Here is an 18,164-nt window from a genome sequence, read left to right as displayed (position 1 = left end):
GGAAACCTGCGTCTCTCGCCGCCACGCTCGACATAAACTGCGACTGCAAAGAATACGTCTAATGTGGAGCTCCACATTAGACATATTCGCGGGGGCTGAGATCGATCTCGAGCGCTTCGCGTTCGGCATCGGAAAGATCGGCAAGCCGACGATCGAGCATCGCCTCGGCGGTCGAGACGAGCTGCACTACCACGGCGTTGCCCTCGGCGAGCGCGCTGTCGATCGCTGGAAGCAGGCTCGGCAACTTCATCGAGAGCAGCAACTGCGCGAAGAAGCGCTGCTTGGTTCCTTCGAACACCGAAAGCGCAGCTGCCTTGGCCCCCGAGTTCAGCGTGTCGCCGCTGTCGGCATCGATAATCCGGGTTTCTTCGAGGGCATCGCGCAGGTTGGCATGGATGATGGCCCAGCCTTGCGCATAGGCATCGTAGACCGCGATCTGATCGGCGGTGAGGCAATGCTCGAGGATCTCGTATTCGACCCCGGCGAACGATAGTGCCCGCGCGGTGTAGAGTCCGAGGGACTTCAAATCGCGCGCGACCAGCTCCATCGCCGCGATCCCTCCATCGCGGATGTCGGCCACAAATGTCTCGCGGTTGGCAAAGGCGGTTTCCGGTCCCCACAGGCCAAGCCGGGTCGCATAGGCGAGGTTGTTGACGTCCGAGGCACCGGTTGCCGAAGCGTAGAGCACGCGGGCGCGCGGCAGCAGGTTCTGGAGGCGCACCCCGGCGATCCCCTGCTCAGAGCCCTTGACCTTGCCGCGCGATCCCTCGCCGCCCGCGGCGTTGGCCATGGCGTGAGCCTCGTCGAAGACGATCACCCCGTCGAAGTCGTCGCCCGCCCATTCGAGGATCTGCTCGAGCCGGGTCGCATCGCTGCGACCGGATCGCAGCGTCGGATAGGTGACGAACAGGATTCCCTCGCGCATCCCGACCGCCCCCCCGAGCTTCCATTGCCCGAGCGGCTGGACGTCAATCGGCAGACCACCGAGCGCCGTCCAGTCGCGGCGCGCATCTTCGAGCAGGGCTTCGTTCTTCGAAATCCAGATGTGGCGGCGCTCGCCCCTCACCCAGCGATCTAGGATGACCGAGGCGACCTGACGGCCTTTCCCAGCCCCGGTCCCGTCGCCCAGAAAGTAGCCCATGCGGTAGGCTTTGCCTTCGGCGCTCGCTTTCAAGGTACAGCCCTTGTCCTCGGGCTCGAAGCGTCCGGAGAGATCACGGGCATGAGCGCTCGCGGCATAGATCAGGGTCTCGGCCTGGGCGGCCGAGAGGATGCCTTTGGCGATGAGGTCGGAAGGGAGTTGCGGCACTGCCTCGGGCACCGGTGCGGTGATCGATCCCATGGCGACGGATTCGACAAGCGGGGTCGGGTGCGGATGCGCGCCTTCAATCGCGATCCGGCTCGGCCGGTAGGGGAGATAGTGCCCGACCTGCTCGGCGATCGGCGCGGGCGCGTCGAGCGGCTGGTAGACGAGCGGCAGGATCGATGGCGCGGCCACGACGGGCCGAACCGCAAGCGGAACCGGCTTCCTCGCTGAAGCGGCGAGGCGCAGCGGCAAGGCCGGTCTCGCTGCGATGATCGGTTCGGCCGTCCGCTCCGCCCGAGTTGGCAACATATCGAGCAGAAAGCAAAGTTCCGCAAAGTTCACAGGCTTGGCGATGATCGGACTGTCGCCACCATCGGCCTTGTCGAGCACCAGCAGCCGGGTGGTGATCGAGGTGCCCTGCTTGACGAAGCCTCGCTCGATCGCGGCGTTGAGCCGGAGCGCCACCGGACCGGCGATCCCGGCAACGAAGCGCGGCAAGTCGAACCATTCGGGCATGACCGCAACGAGGCGACCTCCGGGGAGCAGCCGCTTCCAGGCTGAGCGCAAATGCCGCGCCCCGGTGCGCCCATCGTGACCGCGCTCGATCCCGTGCGAATAGGGCGGGTTCATCAGCACCACGCTCGGACCCACGTCGGGCGCGAGCAGTTCGTCGATCAGTTCGCCATCGCACCCCGTCACGGCCGCATCTGGAAACAACAGGCTGAGGCATTCGCGGCGCAGCGGCGAGATCTCGTTGAGCGCGAGACGCCCGCCGGCCTTTGCCGCCCAGACGCCAAGCATCCCCATGCCCGCCGAGGGTTCGAGCACCAGTTCTCCGGCAGAAATCGCGCAGGCCCGGGCAGCGAGCCAGGCGAGACGCGGCGGCGTTGCAAACTGCTGCCACTCGATCTGCTCGTCGCTGCGGTTGGTCTGGGTCGGCACCAGCGCTTCGAGGCGCGTGAAAACCCGATCGGCAAGATCGGGCGACATTGCGCAGGTGAGCTCGGCTGCTTCCGCCACGAACAGCACCTGCGCCAGTTCGAGCGCGGCATTGGCATCGCGCACCGACCAGCGCCCCTCGGCATCACTGCCGCCGAAACAGTCGGCCATCACGGCGTTCAGCGCAGGGCGTGAGATCGGCTCATCGGCGCCGAGCCGGGCGGCAAGCGCTCTGGCCGCGGCGAGCGCCAGCGGTTCTTCGGCTTCGGAAAACGCGAAAGCGGGAGAAGCATGGGACATGGAAAACCTCCTGACGAGGCCATGTCCGTTCGGGGGTCCGTCCGGAGGCCTCAACAGGCCCCAAGCCCTCTTTCCTCTCTCAGAAACTCAAGCGGCCGCTCGGACCCGGCGCATCAGCACGTCGTTCCAGTCCTCATCAGGTCGTTCGGGCCGCCGGGTGACAATCCGCCGGCCTTCGCAAGCATAGGCTTCGCTGGCGCGCTCCTCGGCGTGGCGACCGCCGGCGTCGTTGTCGACGAACAGATGCAACTCGCGCACCGATTCCGGGATCGTGACCAGGCCGAACCGCTCATTGCCAAGCGTGGCCCAGCAGGGAATACCGAACAGCTGCATCGCCGAGAGCGCGGACTCGTTCCCCTCGGCAAGGCCGAGGCGGCCACCGTGCGGGTAAGCCAGGCGCACGGCACCCGAGCCGGGGCTGCCTAGCGCGCGCTTGGGCTGCGCGAATGCGGCGAGACTGTGCCTATCGGTATCGAGGAAGGTTCGGTGCAGAGCCAATATGCCCGCATCGTTGCGAACCGCTGCCACCAGAGCCGGCAAAAACCGCACCGCGCCTTTTGGCCCCAGCGGCATACGCGGATGGAAGCGCAGGTCGGATGATGCGATCGTGATCCCTCTTGCCGAAAGGTAGCGGGCGGCCGGGCTCCCCGCGAGGATCGAGGCCTCGCGCCAGAGTCTCAGGGCGTTGCGGTTCGCAACTTCCTTGCGTGGCTCCGATGCGTGTTCGCCGGCTGGACCGTCGAACAGGTCCGAGATTCGCACGCCCAGCTTGGCCATGCCCGCGATGACCGCCTCGTTGGCGCAACCGGCGAAGCAGTGAACAAGGATCGCACGCTTACCGAGCGTGATGCTGAGCGAGGGGGTGCGATCCGCATGGGCCGGACAGCAGCACATGCCGCGCGAACGCGACCAGGTACCGCCCAGTGCCTCGACGATCTTCCTGGCGCGAGCTTCGAGCGACGCGTGAACTTGGGACATGGGGCATCTCCTTCGTGACATGCCTCCACCCGCGCAGCCTCCGCTCTGCGTCGCCGACAATACATTTTCCTACATGCAATGTTCTATATATGTTCTTACCCGATTCGGCCATAGAGGAATCCGGAAATGAGACTGAGATGGGCAACGATCGCAGCGGCGGTGACGGGATGGGCGTTCGTCGTCCCGGCTCACGCGCAAATGGAGGCTGCCCCTGAGGCCACTGTACACGAGATCCGATCTGACGGCTTCCGTGTGGCCGAGGGAGCGAACGGTTTCCAACTGGTCGAACATGGGATCTGGCGACAGTCCCTGGCAGCTTCGTCCGGCGCTCCGGTTCTCGAAGCGGGCAGGACCTACCTCCCCTATCGCTATGCGAAGCCCGAAGGCACCGGCCCATCGGGCTTTCGACGGGCAAGCTACCTTCCCCATGTCTATGCAGCGGAGGCTCAATACTCGCTGCCAATTGGCCTTCTCGACGCCCTGGTATGGACGGAATCGCGGTATAACCCCCTGGCGATCAGCAAGGCTGGTGCCGCTGGCCTGGGTCAGTTGATGCCGGGGACCGCGCGCGACCTTGGCGTGCCAAATCGCTTCGATCCCGCAGCGAACCTCTTCGGCGCGGCGAAGTATCTGCGTCAGATGCTCGACAAGTTCGGGGTAGTGCATCTGGCCCTCGCCGCTTACAATGCAGGCCCTGGCGCCGTCGAGCGAGCGGGCGGTATCCCACGCAATGGCGAGACACCGGCCTATGTGCGCGATGTGCTGCGTCATTGGCGCTTCTGAACAGGGGGGTAGTGGTGAGTTCCGGTCGAATACCCGTGTCAGGAATGCTGAGCCGCGGCAGGCGCGGGATGATCCGGACCACGAAAACAGACGAGGTCTGGATTGTCGAAAGCGAGGAAGATGCCGCCGATCTCATCGGCTCGAAGGTGATCGTCGATGGCGTCGTTGCAGGGATCGATCGCCTACGCGCCGACTGGATTGGCGCGGACAGTCAGCCTTCCTGATTCTCCTGCGGCGGATATTTCGCGCCGAGTTGGAGAACCTCCCAGCATGAGCCGCTGGTGATCGAGCCGCCCCTATGAGGTGCGCTCACTTCGTTCCACCCGCCCTGCCCTACGGGGGACTGAAAGGCTTTCCCCATTCAAAAGACAATCAAATTGCCCTTGTTCGTATTTTGTTCTATGTGATCCAGAATCTCAAGTGGGGCAACGTAGAAGCATGACGAACCAGAAGTTCTTCGAAGAGCGGACTGACCAGTCTGAGGTCAAAGCCCGCATCGTGAACAAGTACTTCTCCACCTGGGCGCAGGTCGTCATGCCAACGGTAGCGAAGCGAGGCGAGAAGATCGCGTACATGGATCTCTATGCAGGCCCAGGCCGCTACAGAGACGGCGCTGCCTCTACACCCCTGCTCGTGCTGCAAACGGCCATCAATCATCCGCAGATGTCGCAGATGCTGACCTCGTATTTCAACGACGGAAAGAAAGATAACGTCTCAACACTTCAGACAGAAATCGACAAGCTGCCGGGCATCGACAAGCTCAAGCACAAGCCTGTCGTCACGTGCGGAGAGGTTGATGATGATGCCGCCACCTATTTCAACGAAACACGGCTTGTCCCGTCGTTCTCGTTCGTCGATCCTTTCGGATACAAGGGCCTGTCGTTGCGGATTGTCCAAGGTGTCATTAAAGACTGGGGCTGCGACTGTGTCTTTTTCTTCAACTACAATCGGATCAACGCGGGCATCAACAATCCCGGCGTGAAGAAGCATATGGATGCACTGTTCGGAGAGGAGCGTGCGGATGCTCTAAGGGCAAGGTTGTCCGGTTTGACGCCAGAGTTGCGAGAAGCTGCCATCCTGGAAGAGCTAGCCAACGAAATTCAGTCACTCGGAGGCAAGTATGTGCTGCCATTCACATTCCGGAACAGCGAGGGCACGCGGACCTCGCACAAGCTGATTTTCGTCTCAAAGCACTTCAAGGGCTATGAGATTATGAAGGATATCATGGCTGCGGAAAGCTCAACGCTAGACGAAGGCGTTCCGTCGCTCACCTATTCCCCGGCTGATGCCTCAATGCCGCTCTTGTTTTCTCTTGCCCAACCGATGTCGAAGCTGAAGGAAATGCTGCTGGAAGATTTTGCAGGACAGACGCTTTCGCTCACGGAAATCTATGAGCGGCACAGCGTCGGCAAGCCATACATCCGAAAGAATTATCGCGAGGCGCTAAGTGCTTTGGAGGCTGCAGACAGGGTATCGGCGTATTCGACGAAAGGGACACGTCGTAAAGGCACTTACCCCGACCATGTGAAGATCCAGTTCAAGGAAGGGGGCTGAACATGGCAACGAATTCATCGATCGAGTGGACTGAGGCCACATGGAACCCAGTTGTAGGCTGCGATGTGATCTCACCAGGCTGCACAAACTGCTACGCCATGCGGATGGCGCGACGGCTCGAAGCCATGGGCCAGCCGAAATACGCTGGCACCACTCGCATGTCTGGCCGTCGGCCGAAGTGGAACGGCGTCGTTCGTGTAGACGACGAAAGCCTGAAATTGCCAGCGACGTGGCGGACAGGTCGCATGATCTTCGTCAACTCAATGTCAGACCTGTTCCACGACGAAGTGCCGCTCGAATTTGTCCAACGCGTTTTCGAAACGATGGCAGCAACGCCGCAGCACAGTTATCAGATTCTGACAAAGCGCGCGGAGCGGCTTGAAGAGCTCGCTCCCAAGTTGGATTGGCCGGACAATGTCTGGATGGGGGTCAGCGTCGAAAATGCAGACTATCTTTATCGCATCGACCACCTTCGCCGGACCGAGGGGGCAATCAAGTTTCTGAGCTTAGAGCCCCTGCTTGGACCGCTCGAAAATATGAACCTCCAGGGCATCGACTGGGTCATCGCGGGGGGTGAGAGCGGCCCAGGCGCAAGACCGATGGACCCAAGCTGGGTGCGATCGATACGCGACCAGTGCCAGTCCGCCGATGTGGCCTTCCATTTCAAACAATGGGGTGGCGTCAACAAGAAGAAGACTGGCCGGACGCTCGATGGCCAAACGTGGGACGAGTTCCCCAAGGAGCCTCTACGCAGTGAGGCCGCCTTAGTGGCGGTGTCCTTCTAGGTTCGCCGTCAAAAATCCATATTGGCGTAGCGATCGTTCAAGTGCATTTGATAATTGGCGTAGCTGGCCATGGCTTCAGCTGAAGCCATGGCGATCGCTTAGTCACCATTGACGACCTTCGTCAGGTTGAGCGGCAGCCTGAAGCGTCCCGGGTTTTCCGGGGGTGTTCAAGGCACATACCGCCAGAAGCCCTGGCAAAGGGATCAGACGTCCTGCGGCGACGGAGTCAGCCTAGCCGGATGCGCGCGGCGTCACCGCAATCTCCACCCGGACATCCCGATCGAGCCGGTCGAGAATCCGCAGCAGCCGGTCGATGGTGAAGCGGTCGAGCCTGACCTGACGAATGCGCGGGAAATCCGCCGCCGCCACGCCGGTGCGCTCCCCGGCCTCGCGCACGCTCAGCCCTTCGGCATCGAGCGCCTTGATGATTTCGGCGGCGAGGATCGCGCGCAGCTGGCGCAAGCCCGCATCGGGCACGCCGAAATCGGCGAAGACATTGCCCGAGCCGTACACCAGCTCGCATGAATTGTCTGGGTCAGCCATCGCGGCAATGTGTAGTCAAACATGACAACAGATCAAGCCGGACGGTGCCACGCTAACGCCACGAGCGGAACCTTGCGGTCGAACACTTCGACCGCCTTCAGCTTGTATCCAGCGGAGGCCGAGGGCGCTGACGTGCCCCCGGCCTTCCGGCCGGTTTGCGGCGAATATCACCCTATTCACCGCATAATGTGCGGTGAATAGGGTTGATAGGTTTACGGATCGCACGAAACGCCAAGTTAGGCTTTGCAAAAACTGGAATTTATAAACTCGACATCGGTTTATGAATCCGGCAAAATGCTAAGGATGGCTATGCGTTCCGATCATAAGTTAAACCGCCTCCAGCAGGAACTCCCCGAGGGACTCCTTGCCGATGCGGCATGGATGGAAGCCCACGGCTATTCATCATCCCTGCGCAGCCAGTATGTTCGCGCCGGTTGGCTCACCAGTCCCGCGCGGCGCGTCTATCGCCGCGCGCGCACCCCGCTGACATGGCAGCAGACCATTGTCTCGCTCCAGTCCGTTCTCGACCTGCCCCTGACCGTGGGCGGGCGCACCGCGCTCGAACAGCAGGGCTATGCCCATTACCTGTCGGCTTCGATGCGCGAAGTTCACCTCTACGGGCCGAAGCGCCCGCCAACCTGGCTTGCCAGCTTGCCGCTCGATGTCGTTTTCCACTGGCACAACAGCCTACGGCTGTTTCCCGGCGATGCCGATGCGCCGCCCGAGCCCAGCCCTGTCATGGCGGGCGCCGCTGGCCAGACCTTGCCTCTACGCTATTCCAGCAAGGAGCGTGCGGTTCTCGAAATGCTCGACGAACTCCCCGGGCACGAGAGTTTCCATCAGGTCGATGCCCTGATGGAAGGCATGAGCGACTTGAGCCCGCGCCGCCTTCAAACACTTCTTGAATCCTGCACCAGCGTCAAGGTGAAGCGGCTCTTCCTGTTCTTCGCCGACCGCCACCGCCATGCGTGGCGCTCGCGTCTCGATACCTCGCGCCTCGATCTTGGCGCGGGCAAGCGCGTCCTCGTCAAAGACGGCAGGCTGAACCCGCGCTACCAGATCACCGTTCCCGCCGATCTCGAGGCGCACTGATCGCCATGGCTTTTCTCGACAACTACCGGCAACAGGTCGCCCTTCTCATCCGCGTTCTCCCGTTCGTTGCTGAGGAAAGAGTCTTTGCCCTCAAGGGCGGCACAGCGATCAACCTGTTCGTACGCGACCTGCCACGCCTCTCGGTCGACATCGACCTCACCTATCTGCCGGTCGAGGATCGCGCCGCCTCGCTCGCCGCGACCGACGCCGCCATGCTGCGCATCGAGAAGCGGATCGAGAAGGGCATACGCGGTGCGCGGGTCCATGCCTCACGCTCGGCCGGCGAGAACATCGTCACCAAGTTGATCGTCCGCGCAGGGGACGTGCAAATCAAGATCGAGGTGACCCCCGTACTGCGCGGCACCGTTTATGATCCCGTCGTCACCGGCGTGACGCCCGCCGTCGAAGATGCCTTCGGCTTCGCCGAGATTCAGGTCGTGTCCTTCGCCGACCTCTACGCGGGCAAGATCGTGGCGGCGCTCGACCGCCAGCATCCCCGCGATCTTTTCGATGTGCGCGAGCTCCTGGCCAACGAACGTGTCACGGACGCGCTGCGCCGCGCCTTCCTTGTCTACCTCGCCAGCCACAACCGCCCGATGGCGGAAATCCTCGCCCCGGCGCGCAAGCCGCTGTACGATGAGTTCACGCGTGGCTTTGCCGGAATGACGCAGGAGCCGGTCGAGCTTGCCGAGCTTGAAGCCGCGCGAGAGGCGATCATCGTCGCGATGGTCGTCGACATGCCGGAGGAGCACAGACGCTTTCTTCGCAGCTTCAAACGGGGAGAGCCTGACTGGGATCTGCTGGGCATCGCCGAAGCGCAGAACCTGCCCGCGGTCCTGTGGAAACAGCGCAACCTCGACAGCCTCTCCGTCGGCAAGCGGCGCGAACTGGCCGAAGCGCTGGAGAAGGTGCTGTTTCCGTGAGTGACAGGTCAGCCATCCTGATCCTGTTGCGGAGGGTATTTGGCGGCGATCTGCAAAACCTCCCTGCCCCATAGCGCAAGCGCCTCGCGCTTTTCGTTGGTGTACTGGTGCCGATGGTAGACTCCCGCCACACCAGCCATAGCTGATCCAGACTGGTGATTAAGGACGGCTTCCGAAACCACCAGAGGGATCCCGAGACGCTGAAGGCCAGTTGCCACCGTCCGGCGAATATCGTGCATGGTGAAATGACCGGCCTCATAGCCGAGCTTCTCATCCACGCTTGCCCTAATCCGCTTCCAGGCCTTTGACAGTCCGCTAACACTGTTCGTGTTGGTGACCTTGGATGCCAACAGAATTTGGGATTGCTTGTGCGCGTCGTCAGGGGCGATCCCCGCGGCCGCAAAGATGTCGGTGACCACTGCAAGGGCCTGCGCCGACAGCGGCACCACATTCGCCTTGCCGTTTTTCGCTCTGTCTCCCGGGACGGTCCAAACCTTCGCCTTGAAATCGAACTCGTCGCAAGTGGCGTCGAGCACCTCTCCCCGGCGCTGGGCTGTGAGAACAAGCATTTGCACAAGATGACCAAACGGATAGCCATCCTCGACAGCGGCTTGCCACAGGGCCGCGAGCTCTCGATCGCTGAGTACGCGGTCGCGAGGCTCACTTCGCTTCGGACGCCATGCGTCCCGGCAAGGATTGGCTGGCAAATGCTCGAGTCTGGTGAGTGCCCAAGTGTAGAAAGTCGAAAGATGGCGATACACGATGCGCGCCATCGTCAGGGTTTCCTTGCCCCGCTCGAATGCAATCTTCTCGACAAAGCGGCTCACGTCGCTTCGAGTGATGGAATCCGCGAGACGGTCACCCAGCTCGGGTTCGATGTACTTCCGGAAAACCCGGTCGAACTCCTTCGCGCTCCGCTTTTTGCCCTCGATCTGCTGAGACAGATAAATCTCGTAGAGCTCAGCGACCGTCCCGACGCCCTTCGATCCCTTCCTCTTCGCGCCTGGCTTTCTGGCGATGTTCTTGCCCTGCTCAACATCGACCAGGAGATCCCGTGCCTTACGCCGAGCATTGGCAAGCGTGAAGCTCGGGCTATGTCGCCCGATCGTGACGTTCAACCATTTGCCTTGAACGCGCTTACGCAAGATGTACGTCTTGATGCCGCTCGCACCCATTCGAAGCCGGAGCCCGGTCACGATGCGGTCAGCAAGCTCAATTTGCCCGGTGACAGGAGCCTTCAAGCCTGCAATCCGAGCGTCCGTCAAACCAACTTTGTTCGCCATATGCACCTGCTACCTTAGGTAGCTTTTTGTACTGGATACTGGCGAACATGTCAAGAACAGTGCGGACTATGAATCGCAGATTTCCGCCGTTTTTGGACCCATGTGGACACGCTAGGACCCTCTGATTGCAGCTCTTTGTTGTAGCTCCTGTAGAAGATCGCGATGGTCGACTTCTCGCCCTTGCGAACCTGGGCTCCGAGCGATTTCGCCTGGTTGTAGGTCATCCAGAACGGCGAGGCGTAGCCGCATATGTCGGCGACCATCCAGAGCCAAAACACGTTCATGCCACGGTACGGGATCCCGCAAGCCCGAAGGGGCCGGGAGACCGGGACACCGCGCCACGGTTTGATCCACGGCTTCGTGCCTGCTTCCAGACGGGCGATGATTTCCTGGGTGATGCGGGTGGCGGGCGACACGCCGCTTCCATGCCGCTTACGATAGGCCATGATGGTTCTCCTGATTGAGGCATCTGGACAGTCGGCGACGGGTTCGCCGGTCAGTGCCACAGGTTCCCGAGCCCCCTCTGCTCTGCTTCCAAAAAGGAAGCGGCCCTCCGGCTTAGCCGAAGGACCGCTTCTCTAGGTGCGAGTGGCCGATCCTGTCAGGAGGAGGTCAGGCGGCCAGCTCGCGGGGGGTATGAACTTCGCCGTCGACACCAGGCTCAGCGTCAGCTGCTTCGATCTCGGCTTCACCAACCTCCGGTGCATGGCAAGCGAAGCGCATGACCTCAGGCACCCAGGCCAGAGCCTTTTCACGGATCTCGACTTCGGTGATGTAGGTGCCAGAGAAGACGCGCTCCGCGCTCATCGCGAGGGCCCCCTTCTTGACCGAGGAAAAGCGTGAGGAGAGCTCGAGACCGCCGACATCAGTCAGCGCGTCAAGGATCACCTGCTTCGACACCCGGTCAAAGTAGTTGGCCGCTGTCGGGCGCCACCACTGCGCCATGTCGATGCCGATCAGGCTTCCGAGATGATCTTGGAATGGCAGCTGACGCTCACCGGCCATGTTGAGGCTCGCCTCGAGCGACCGGGCAACGACATAGCCAAGCCAGGCTGCGCGGCTGTCCTCGGGCAGCGCCCGAAACAGATCGTAGCGGGAGATCGCATTGTCTCCAGCGCGCCAGCTTTCGTCGAGACTGGAGCGGAACTCGGCAAGCCCGCTGCTCGCCGGAGCATCCTTTGCTTCGAAGCCGATGATCGGGCCTGCCGGAACAGGCGCGCGCAGCGTGCTCGCAGCCCGCGCCCGCCAGTCGTGGGTATCGGCATCGGCAAGCGTGAAGACCATGATGTCGAGCGCCAGACCGGGGTCAGATGCAACGTGCAGTGCCAGGACATCCCGGCGCTGCATCGCGAGCTCGTCAACCAGGCGCTTGGACAAGGTCGTCCGGCGCTTGTCCGAACCTTCCTCGCCAGCAACGACTTCGATCCCATCGTCGGCTTCGGCGGGTTCAGCCTGGCGCTCGCCGTAGAACACCGGCTGGAGAACCGGCGTGCCATCGCGCGAAAGCACCAGGATCATCCCTGCCTCGGCCTTGAGTTCGGCCGCGATGACGGGCGGCCGGGCCCGGATTTCCTGGCACTCGCGTTCGATGGCCTCGATTGCCGCTTCGGCCGCAGCCACAGCCTCCTCGGCACTGTCCTCGTCTTCGAGGATCGCCGCATGTTCGTCATAGGAGGTATCGAGTTCGTCGAGCCTTGCCAATTCGGCTTCGGTCAGCGGCGCCGGTTCGGCAGGAAGTCGGACCAGCCCCTCGACGAGATCGTGGATGGCATAGGGATCGAGCGTGGGCTTGACCCAGGCGAGACCCTGCTCAGCGGCGAGCGCTTTCGCCTGATCTTCCATCTTAGCTGCGGCGAGGCTCTCGAGCAACGCGACGTCGACCCAGGATTCGCTGTCGTCGTTGTCGAACAGTTCGCGCTCGATCCGGCCGCCCGCGGTAATGTAGGCATCGCGGCCGACAAGGCGGGCGCGCGGATCGCTGCCCCGGACAGTCCCGGAGAGGACCATGCGCCGGATGCTGTCGGGGTTGGGTGCATAGTAGGATGAGGAAACCTGCTCGAAGACACGGGCCTGGATTTCCTGATCAGAGGTCGCACCGAAGGCTTTCGCGATGTCGAGAGTGATCTCGCCGGACGCCAGAGCCTCGAACACAACGGGCGCAAGCGTTGCAAGGCGCAGACGGCCCTCGACAAAGCGGACGGTCAGACCGAAGCGGCGGGCAACGTCCTCGACAGTCGCCCCACCTGCCACGAGCGCAGCAAAGGCCTGGGCTTCATCGGCCGGGTTCATGGCCAGACGGTGGAAGTTCTCCGCAAGGCTGATTTCGACCGCTACTTCGGCGCTGTCTTCGAGCACAAGGCATGTAACCTCATGATCGCGGGCGAGGATCTTTTCGTCGGCGAGCGCGAGCATGGCGCGGCGGCGACGCTCCCCGGCTTCGACCTCGAACTTGCCATTGGCAGCGGGTCTGACGATGAGGTTCTGCAGCAGACCGTGTGCAGCAATGCTCGCTCTGAGTTCGGCATCTACAGCCGGATCGCTGTGACAGCGGACATTTCGGGGAGATTGAACGAGCTTGTTCAGCGGAATCGATTTGATCATGGGACACACTCCTGATTGTGAGCCCGCGCATCGACCATCGACGCCCAAATGGCTCAATCAGGGCAAAGCCCACTCCCCTCTATTGCGTTCGCAGCAAATCTCCCAATTGCAACGGGCTATGACGAATGACCATGGTTGGGACAAAACTACCGATTGCGATTGCCGCTGGGAACGTCCGGTACGCTAAAATCGGCCATTCTTGGTGTATCGAAGAGCGTACGCGGAGGCTCGGTTCGGCCTGAACGCCGGAAGAAGCCTAGCGGCTCGGGTCTCGACCCAGAGTACACTCGGAGTGGTTGTCCGCCCCAACCACCGATCGCGCGGTCGAAGGTAGATGGGGATGGTGGGTGAAGAAGAGGGCCTGCGTCGACCTAGCGAGCTCCGCCAGCACTCGAAAACTGGCTTCGGACCGATCGTCGTCGAAGTTGAAGAAGAGATCGTCGGCCAAGAACGGCAGGTGCACGCCCGCTGCGACAGATTGCTCGACGGCGGCTAGGCGCAAAGCGAGGAACAGCTGGTCGGTCGTTCCCTCGCTCATGGCAGCGACCTCGACGACGGTCCTACCGCCGTTACGGACGCCGAGTAGTCGCGGCAAGGCGGCGACGCTGTCGATCCGCAGCGCCGCGTATTGTCCGCTCTTCAGGATCGAGGAGAGCTCCGAGGCACGTAGCAGCATCGGATCCTGGTTAGCTCGCGATATCGCTCTATCGCCCACCCGCAGTACGGCAAAATACTGCTACGCTTGATAAATGCCCGAATGCGGCTCTAAGGTGTTTGATCCGCGATTTTGGCGCTGAAGGTTCTCATCGCGATGGAGGAGCGTCGCATGGTCAGGATGCGCGGGGGCAGCCCCAAGAATATGGGCCAGGGACAGTATTGGGTGCGCCGACATCTCGACGACCAGCGCCGAGCCTCGCGCTCTGCTGCGGCCGACTTGGCCGACGTCGAACGCCGGGCCAAGGCTGCGCTTCGTGAAGACGCCGCGCATGAGGGCGAGCAGGCACGTTACGAACGCCAGCGTGCGGCGGTGCAGCGGCAGCTGGACCTGAGCCGCCATTTCTCAAAGGTGCAGGGGGAAGTCCAGCGGGCGATGGCTTCGATTGTCTCCAAGCAAAAGGGCGGTGAGTTTAGCCTAGAGTTTGACTGCGACGAGGATATGCAACCGCTGCTCTCAGAAGCAGCGACCGCTTATCAGACTCATGCCGACCATCTGAACAACGTCGGCACGACAAGCGCAGCGGCGCTGTCGAAACACATCGCTAATACTAAGAAGATGCTGGCAGGGTTGGCGCGCGCCAAGGGATTTAAGACGCGCTGGTCGGCCGCAGAACGCCGGTTCACGTTCGGCGATCTCGAACTCGACTTCGGCGAGCCTGAACCGATGTCAGTAGAAGAGTGGGGTCGGCAGCAGGGGGTGTCGTTACCATCACCTTCGCCGGCGCTCCGGACATCGGTCTCCGTCCCGCTAGCGTCGCCGCAGAAGGTCTACCGGCCGGTGGGCGAACGGCCCCGCTACAAGGCAGGATCGTCTGGAGGGCTGCTCGCCGCGGTTTGCCTAGGCGTGATCATCTTGCTTGTTATCATGATGAGATCGTAGCAGGTCACCGCGTTTAATGATCGATGGAGAGCGATAGGCGGGAAGAGGCGACTTGATGGGCGCGTTCGTTGAGGGGGAGTTCGTGCGGGTGCGCTGGCGGGCGATGAACCCCGAGCTTCTCGCGTTGCTGAAACAACCGGGGTTGACGGCTATCGAGTGCGACCGCTTGTTGGACGGAGCCGCCGAGGTTTGGGGGTTGGTTCCGGGAGACAGCGCAAGAATAATCGGCGACGCCGCGCCCGACGGCGACGAGGCAGAACTTACGCTCTGCCCCGGTGAGCGGCTGCCGATAGAGCCGGGACCATCTTCGACGAGTGCGTGGTTGGTGGGTGTGCAGAACGCCTCACATTGCTGGGCAGCACTACCGAACAGCGGAAGCGTAACGACGGCCAACGTGGCGATCGACTGGCAGCGCTTTGCGCTGTCCGGCACAAACGGGCTAGTGCTTGGCCGGCCGCAGCTCGACGATGAACCATCGCGCTTCGTATATCCACCGTCCCCCGAGCGTGAGCGGCAAGCCACTCTGGCGCGAGATGGGACGACCCTGCGCACTGCTCCGTTCCAGCCCGAAAAGGGTCGACCGGCCTTCGACTCGCCCGTGTATCGCTACGGGTTTTTGCAGGACGGCACGATGCGCTGGCTCAATCTGCCGACGGGACGGCGCATTCACCCGGCCCGACCCGCCACGGAGGCGTTCCGTGCAAAGCTGGCCGAGCTAAAGGCCGAGTTGGCGCGGCGCGGCGTGTTCTACATGGACGCGCCCGACGAGAAGTATCATCATCGGCATTCATTTGAGGACGTGTGGGATCACATTCCACCAGATTTCGGCGAGGAATCGCCGCCGGTGGCCTATTCGGTGTCCGGCGAGCTGGACAACGAAGACAAGGAGGAGCGCGCGCACGCTCATTACATCCCAGACGGGGACGAGGTCTTGCGGTTTGACTGCGAACGCATCGGGTTTCGCTCGCTGCCGAGCGAGAAGGACATCACAGAAGTCGACATTATCTATTTCGGTGGTGCGGTAGCAGGGACCGAGCGCTCGCAGCGATGGACGGGTTGGACTATCTGCGCCGCGGCAAAGGCGGTCGGCCTGCTCGTGGGGTGGGGCGGGTCGCCCCAGAGTTCGATCAGCGTCGCTATGCCAGGCACCTGGACGCGGCAGGGGCTCGAGATCACTCCTCCTGACGCCGACGAGATGGCCTCACGCTTCGAACGAATCGCCCCCGCTGTGGCGACGGTGGCGGGCGCGGGGCTTGACTTGCCGACCGCGAACGCAGTGAGGGAGAAGGTGGAAATCCGGCTTGAGCTGATCCTTCGGCTAAGAGGCGCGCTGGATTTGGCCGACCAGAACCAATGGTTCGGTGCGTTCCAGGCCAGCGCCATTATACAGTCGAGGGCTCCGGCCGAGTGGGCGGCGGCGACACTCATGCTGGACAATCCCGCGGCCGCGCTCGCCGCCGTGACCGATCCGTTCGAGGTCAAGGTCGCGTTTCACCTGTGCCGGATCGCCGCTGAGCGGAACGGCACGGCGGCGGCACAGCAGGCGCTGTCGGCGGCGCGCGATGCATGGAACACCTATCGCGAGCCGAAGTGGTGGGAAGAGGGCATCGACCGCTGGGTCACAGACGAACTCGAACCTGTGCTGGCGTGCGGCGAAGTCGAGGAAGAGCGCCCGACGGCGGAGGACCGCGACATGGTCCCTGCCGCGCTTAGTCGATCCGTTGAGGCTGATCCCGTCATGGTCTTCGCGCAGGCTTGGCGGACGGCCGACTTGGATGATCGCGACTACGCAGGCAGGTGGCTGCTCGGTCGTGCGATTGCAGCGGAGCGATTCGATATAGCCGAGCTGCTCGTCGCGGACGGTTTCGATATCGACGGAGCCGAGCCTTGGTCCAAGAACGGGTTGTTCCAGTGGGGCGGCGAAACACCTCTGGCCGCGGCGATCGAGGCAGGAACGCTGGCGGGGGTGCGCTGGTGCGTCGAACGCGGCGCAGATCCGGCAGCCGCGCAATGGTCGCGCGGGCGGACGCTTGGCGGCGAGCAAACGGACTGGCCGACGCCTGCGGTGGTGCTCGCCGCAAAGCATGGACAGGCCGAGATCTTGGCCTGGCTGCTGAAGAGAGGCGACGACCCCGTATCGCCGATCGCGAACGGTATAACGCCGCTTACCGCTGCGGCATTCGGCGGCAGCCTCGAATGCGTCGAGCTGCTGCTGGCGGCTGGCGCTGATGCCAACCAACCAACACCCGAGCCGCGGGTGATGGGTGGGCCCGAAGCACTGACGCCCCTGCTCTATGCGTGCGACAGGAGCCACGATGCTGTCGTGCGCTTGTTGCTCGATCGCGGCGCAGACCCGCAGGCAACGCGGGCTGATGGCGAGCTTGCATTGCAGCTCGCGATGGAGGGCTGCGCGCTCGAGACAATCAGAGCGATGATGGCGGCGGGCGCGGACGGATCGGCGGTGAACCGGCACGGATTGAGCGTGCTACACACGGCTGTCTTGAAGAGGCGCGCGGACGTGCTTCCGTTACTGCTCGAGGCGGGCGCGTCAATCGATCTGACTACAGGCGAGATCGGTGCCGAGTTGGCCGGCACGGAGCCGGGCTGGACCGCGCTGATGATCGCGGCGGCGCAGGCCGACGGGCCAAGCGTATCGGTGCTGCTAAAGGCGGGCGCGAACCCTCTTGTCGAAAATACGGATGGGCGAACCGCGCTAGACCTCGCAAGGCTCGCGGCGGACCCCGATGCGGCCGACGATCCATATAATCCGGTGATCGCGACACTCGCAAAAGCTGAGCGAGCATCGGCGCATTACGGCATCTAGACAGAGCGGCTAGAGAATGCTGTCAAAACCGAGCGGTTCAGACGCCTGCTAAATAGCCGCCTTTTGCCTTCCGCAGCTGAAGCAGCATGTTAGTAAGCGTGGTCAGCAGGCCGCCTTGCGGTAGCGCCGGTAGCGGGGATGCTTGTCGCCTTTGACGAGGGCGCGGGCGGTGCGGGAAGTTATCGGTTCTACGACCAGTCATACGAGCACTCATATGACTGGTCGGATGGAGGTGGTTGGCCGGGTGTCAGGCCGGCGCCGATGGTCGGACACGGAGAAGCTGGAGATCCTGGCGGAGGCGTTCCGACCGGGGGGTCGGGTCTGCGATGTCATCGCGCATCGCGAGGTATCGAGCAGCCTGATCTACACGTGGCGCAAGCAGCTGCGCGAAGGCAAGCTAGCCGGGGCGATGCCGTCGCTGCCAGTATTTGCTGAGGTGCAGGTGGCGGAACTGACGCCGCCAGCGCCACAGCCGGCACCATGTCCATCGGGGCTCATCCAGATCGAGCTGCCGGGCGGCGTGCGGGTAAGCGTAGACGCAGGTGTGGATGCAGGCGCGCTGGCACGGGTGCTGTCGGTGCTGCGGTGAGCCCGGTGCCAATGCCGACGCGGGTGTTCCTGGCGTGCGGCGTGACCGACATGCGCAAGGGGTTCGA

Annotated in this window: 15 protein-coding genes and 1 pseudogene; 9 read left to right on the top strand and 7 right to left on the bottom strand. The window is 62.7% G+C overall.

The features are described from left to right. Positions 1-76 precede the first annotated feature (76 nt). Both Q0U08_RS08595 and Q0U08_RS08590 read right to left on the bottom strand, forming a co-directional pair. Complete coding sequence (locus Q0U08_RS08595; RefSeq protein WP_298090959.1) at positions 77-2,545, bottom strand: strawberry notch-like NTP hydrolase domain-containing protein; 2,469 nt, start codon at positions 2,543-2,545, stop codon at positions 77-79. An 87-nt stretch (positions 2,546-2,632) separates the two neighbouring features. After that, complete coding sequence (locus Q0U08_RS08590) at positions 2,633-3,523, bottom strand: toprim domain-containing protein (protein ID WP_141459513.1); 891 nt, start codon at positions 3,521-3,523, stop codon at positions 2,633-2,635. A 126-nt stretch (positions 3,524-3,649) separates the two neighbouring features. Between Q0U08_RS08590 and Q0U08_RS08585 the strand changes: the two genes are divergently transcribed. The 4 genes from Q0U08_RS08585 to Q0U08_RS08570 all read left to right on the top strand — a co-directional run bounded on the left by Q0U08_RS08585 (position 3,650) and on the right by Q0U08_RS08570 (position 6,645). Then, positions 3,650-4,306 carry a lytic transglycosylase domain-containing protein gene (locus tag Q0U08_RS08585; RefSeq protein ID WP_141459515.1) on the top strand — a complete coding sequence of 219 codons (657 nt, stop codon included), beginning with the start codon at positions 3,650-3,652 and terminating at the stop codon, positions 4,304-4,306. Positions 4,307-4,350: 44 nt separating this feature from the next. Beyond that, positions 4,351-4,530 carry a DUF5818 domain-containing protein gene (locus tag Q0U08_RS08580; protein WP_298090957.1) on the top strand — a complete coding sequence of 60 codons (180 nt, stop codon included), beginning with the start codon at positions 4,351-4,353 and terminating at the stop codon, positions 4,528-4,530. Between the two features lie 214 nt (positions 4,531-4,744). Then, on the top strand, positions 4,745-5,860 hold the full coding sequence (locus Q0U08_RS08575; protein WP_141459517.1) for a three-Cys-motif partner protein TcmP: 1,116 nt from the start codon (positions 4,745-4,747) through the stop codon (positions 5,858-5,860). 2 nt (positions 5,861-5,862) lie between these two features. Beyond that, positions 5,863-6,645: a DUF5131 family protein gene (locus Q0U08_RS08570; RefSeq protein WP_141459519.1), complete on the top strand. Its 783-nt coding sequence runs from the start codon at positions 5,863-5,865 to the stop codon at positions 6,643-6,645. A 231-nt stretch (positions 6,646-6,876) separates the two neighbouring features. Here Q0U08_RS08570 and Q0U08_RS08565 read toward each other — a convergent pair whose 3' ends face one another. Next, complete coding sequence (locus tag Q0U08_RS08565; RefSeq protein ID WP_298090956.1) at positions 6,877-7,158, bottom strand: helix-turn-helix domain-containing protein; 282 nt, start codon at positions 7,156-7,158, stop codon at positions 6,877-6,879. Positions 7,159-7,497: 339 nt separating this feature from the next. Between Q0U08_RS08565 and Q0U08_RS08560 the strand changes: the two genes are divergently transcribed. Continuing rightward, positions 7,498-8,280, top strand: coding sequence for a type IV toxin-antitoxin system AbiEi family antitoxin (locus tag Q0U08_RS08560; RefSeq protein WP_234036046.1), 783 nt, complete (start codon positions 7,498-7,500; stop codon positions 8,278-8,280). 5 nt (positions 8,281-8,285) lie between these two features. Then, positions 8,286-9,203: a nucleotidyl transferase AbiEii/AbiGii toxin family protein gene (locus tag Q0U08_RS08555; protein ID WP_181443432.1), complete on the top strand. Its 918-nt coding sequence runs from the start codon at positions 8,286-8,288 to the stop codon at positions 9,201-9,203. Positions 9,204-9,211: 8 nt separating this feature from the next. Here the strand turns inward: Q0U08_RS08555 and Q0U08_RS08550 are convergent, their stop codons facing one another. The 4 genes and pseudogenes from Q0U08_RS08550 to Q0U08_RS08535 form a co-directional block, all read right to left on the bottom strand. Beyond that, positions 9,212-10,486, bottom strand: coding sequence for a site-specific integrase (locus Q0U08_RS08550; RefSeq protein ID WP_141459524.1), 1,275 nt, complete (start codon positions 10,484-10,486; stop codon positions 9,212-9,214). 128 nt (positions 10,487-10,614) lie between these two features. Beyond that, positions 10,615-10,932 (bottom strand): annotated as a pseudogene (locus Q0U08_RS08545) (ArdC-like ssDNA-binding domain-containing protein); the annotation flags it as partial. 166 nt (positions 10,933-11,098) lie between these two features. Continuing rightward, positions 11,099-13,087, bottom strand: a complete 1,989-nt coding sequence (locus Q0U08_RS08540; protein WP_298090954.1) for a ParB/RepB/Spo0J family partition protein — start codon at positions 13,085-13,087, stop codon at positions 11,099-11,101. Between the two features lie 256 nt (positions 13,088-13,343). Further along, the gene (locus Q0U08_RS08535) at positions 13,344-13,763 is read right to left on the bottom strand and encodes a hypothetical protein (protein WP_298090952.1); all 420 of its coding nucleotides are present in this window, start codon (positions 13,761-13,763) and stop codon (positions 13,344-13,346) included. Positions 13,764-13,874: 111 nt separating this feature from the next. Here Q0U08_RS08535 and Q0U08_RS08530 point away from each other — a divergent pair, with 111 nt between their 5' ends. From Q0U08_RS08530 to Q0U08_RS08520, 3 genes are all read left to right on the top strand, one after another. Continuing rightward, positions 13,875-14,684, top strand: coding sequence for a hypothetical protein (locus tag Q0U08_RS08530; protein WP_298090951.1), 810 nt, complete (start codon positions 13,875-13,877; stop codon positions 14,682-14,684). Positions 14,685-14,739: 55 nt separating this feature from the next. Beyond that, entirely contained in the window at positions 14,740-17,508 is a 2,769-nt protein-coding gene (locus tag Q0U08_RS08525) for an ankyrin repeat domain-containing protein (protein ID WP_298090949.1), read from the top strand. Positions 17,509-17,722: 214 nt separating this feature from the next. Next, positions 17,723-18,097, top strand: a complete 375-nt coding sequence (locus Q0U08_RS08520; RefSeq protein WP_298090947.1) for a transposase — start codon at positions 17,723-17,725, stop codon at positions 18,095-18,097. The last annotated feature ends 67 nt before the right edge of the window (positions 18,098-18,164 follow it).

It is taken from the genome of uncultured Sphingomonas sp. (assembly GCF_946477935.1).
Lineage (GTDB): Bacteria > Pseudomonadota > Alphaproteobacteria > Sphingomonadales > Sphingomonadaceae > Sphingomonas.
The sequence above is the reverse complement of the archived record's forward strand: the minus strand, read 5'-3'. Positions and strand labels throughout refer to the sequence as shown.

Coding starts and splice junctions, on each gene's coding strand:
- Q0U08_RS08590 (WP_141459513.1), bottom strand. CDS start 3,523: ATGTCCCAAGTTCACGCGTCGCTCGAAGCTCGCGCCAGGAAGATCGTC.
- Q0U08_RS08550 (WP_141459524.1), bottom strand. CDS start 10,486: ATGGCGAACAAAGTTGGTTTGACGGACGCTCGGATTGCAGGCTTGAAG.
- Q0U08_RS08595 (WP_298090959.1), bottom strand. CDS start 2,545: ATGTCCCATGCTTCTCCCGCTTTCGCGTTTTCCGAAGCCGAAGAACCG.
- Q0U08_RS08555 (WP_181443432.1), top strand. CDS start 8,286: ATGGCTTTTCTCGACAACTACCGGCAACAGGTCGCCCTTCTCATCCGC.
- Q0U08_RS08560 (WP_234036046.1), top strand. CDS start 7,498: ATGCGTTCCGATCATAAGTTAAACCGCCTCCAGCAGGAACTCCCCGAG.
- Q0U08_RS08580 (WP_298090957.1), top strand. CDS start 4,351: ATGCTGAGCCGCGGCAGGCGCGGGATGATCCGGACCACGAAAACAGAC.
- Q0U08_RS08570 (WP_141459519.1), top strand. CDS start 5,863: ATGGCAACGAATTCATCGATCGAGTGGACTGAGGCCACATGGAACCCA.
- Q0U08_RS08575 (WP_141459517.1), top strand. CDS start 4,745: ATGACGAACCAGAAGTTCTTCGAAGAGCGGACTGACCAGTCTGAGGTC.
- Q0U08_RS08585 (WP_141459515.1), top strand. CDS start 3,650: ATGAGACTGAGATGGGCAACGATCGCAGCGGCGGTGACGGGATGGGCG.
- Q0U08_RS08540 (WP_298090954.1), bottom strand. CDS start 13,087: ATGATCAAATCGATTCCGCTGAACAAGCTCGTTCAATCTCCCCGAAAT.
- Q0U08_RS08525 (WP_298090949.1), top strand. CDS start 14,740: ATGGGCGCGTTCGTTGAGGGGGAGTTCGTGCGGGTGCGCTGGCGGGCG.
- Q0U08_RS08535 (WP_298090952.1), bottom strand. CDS start 13,763: ATGCTGCTACGTGCCTCGGAGCTCTCCTCGATCCTGAAGAGCGGACAA.
- Q0U08_RS08520 (WP_298090947.1), top strand. CDS start 17,723: ATGACTGGTCGGATGGAGGTGGTTGGCCGGGTGTCAGGCCGGCGCCGA.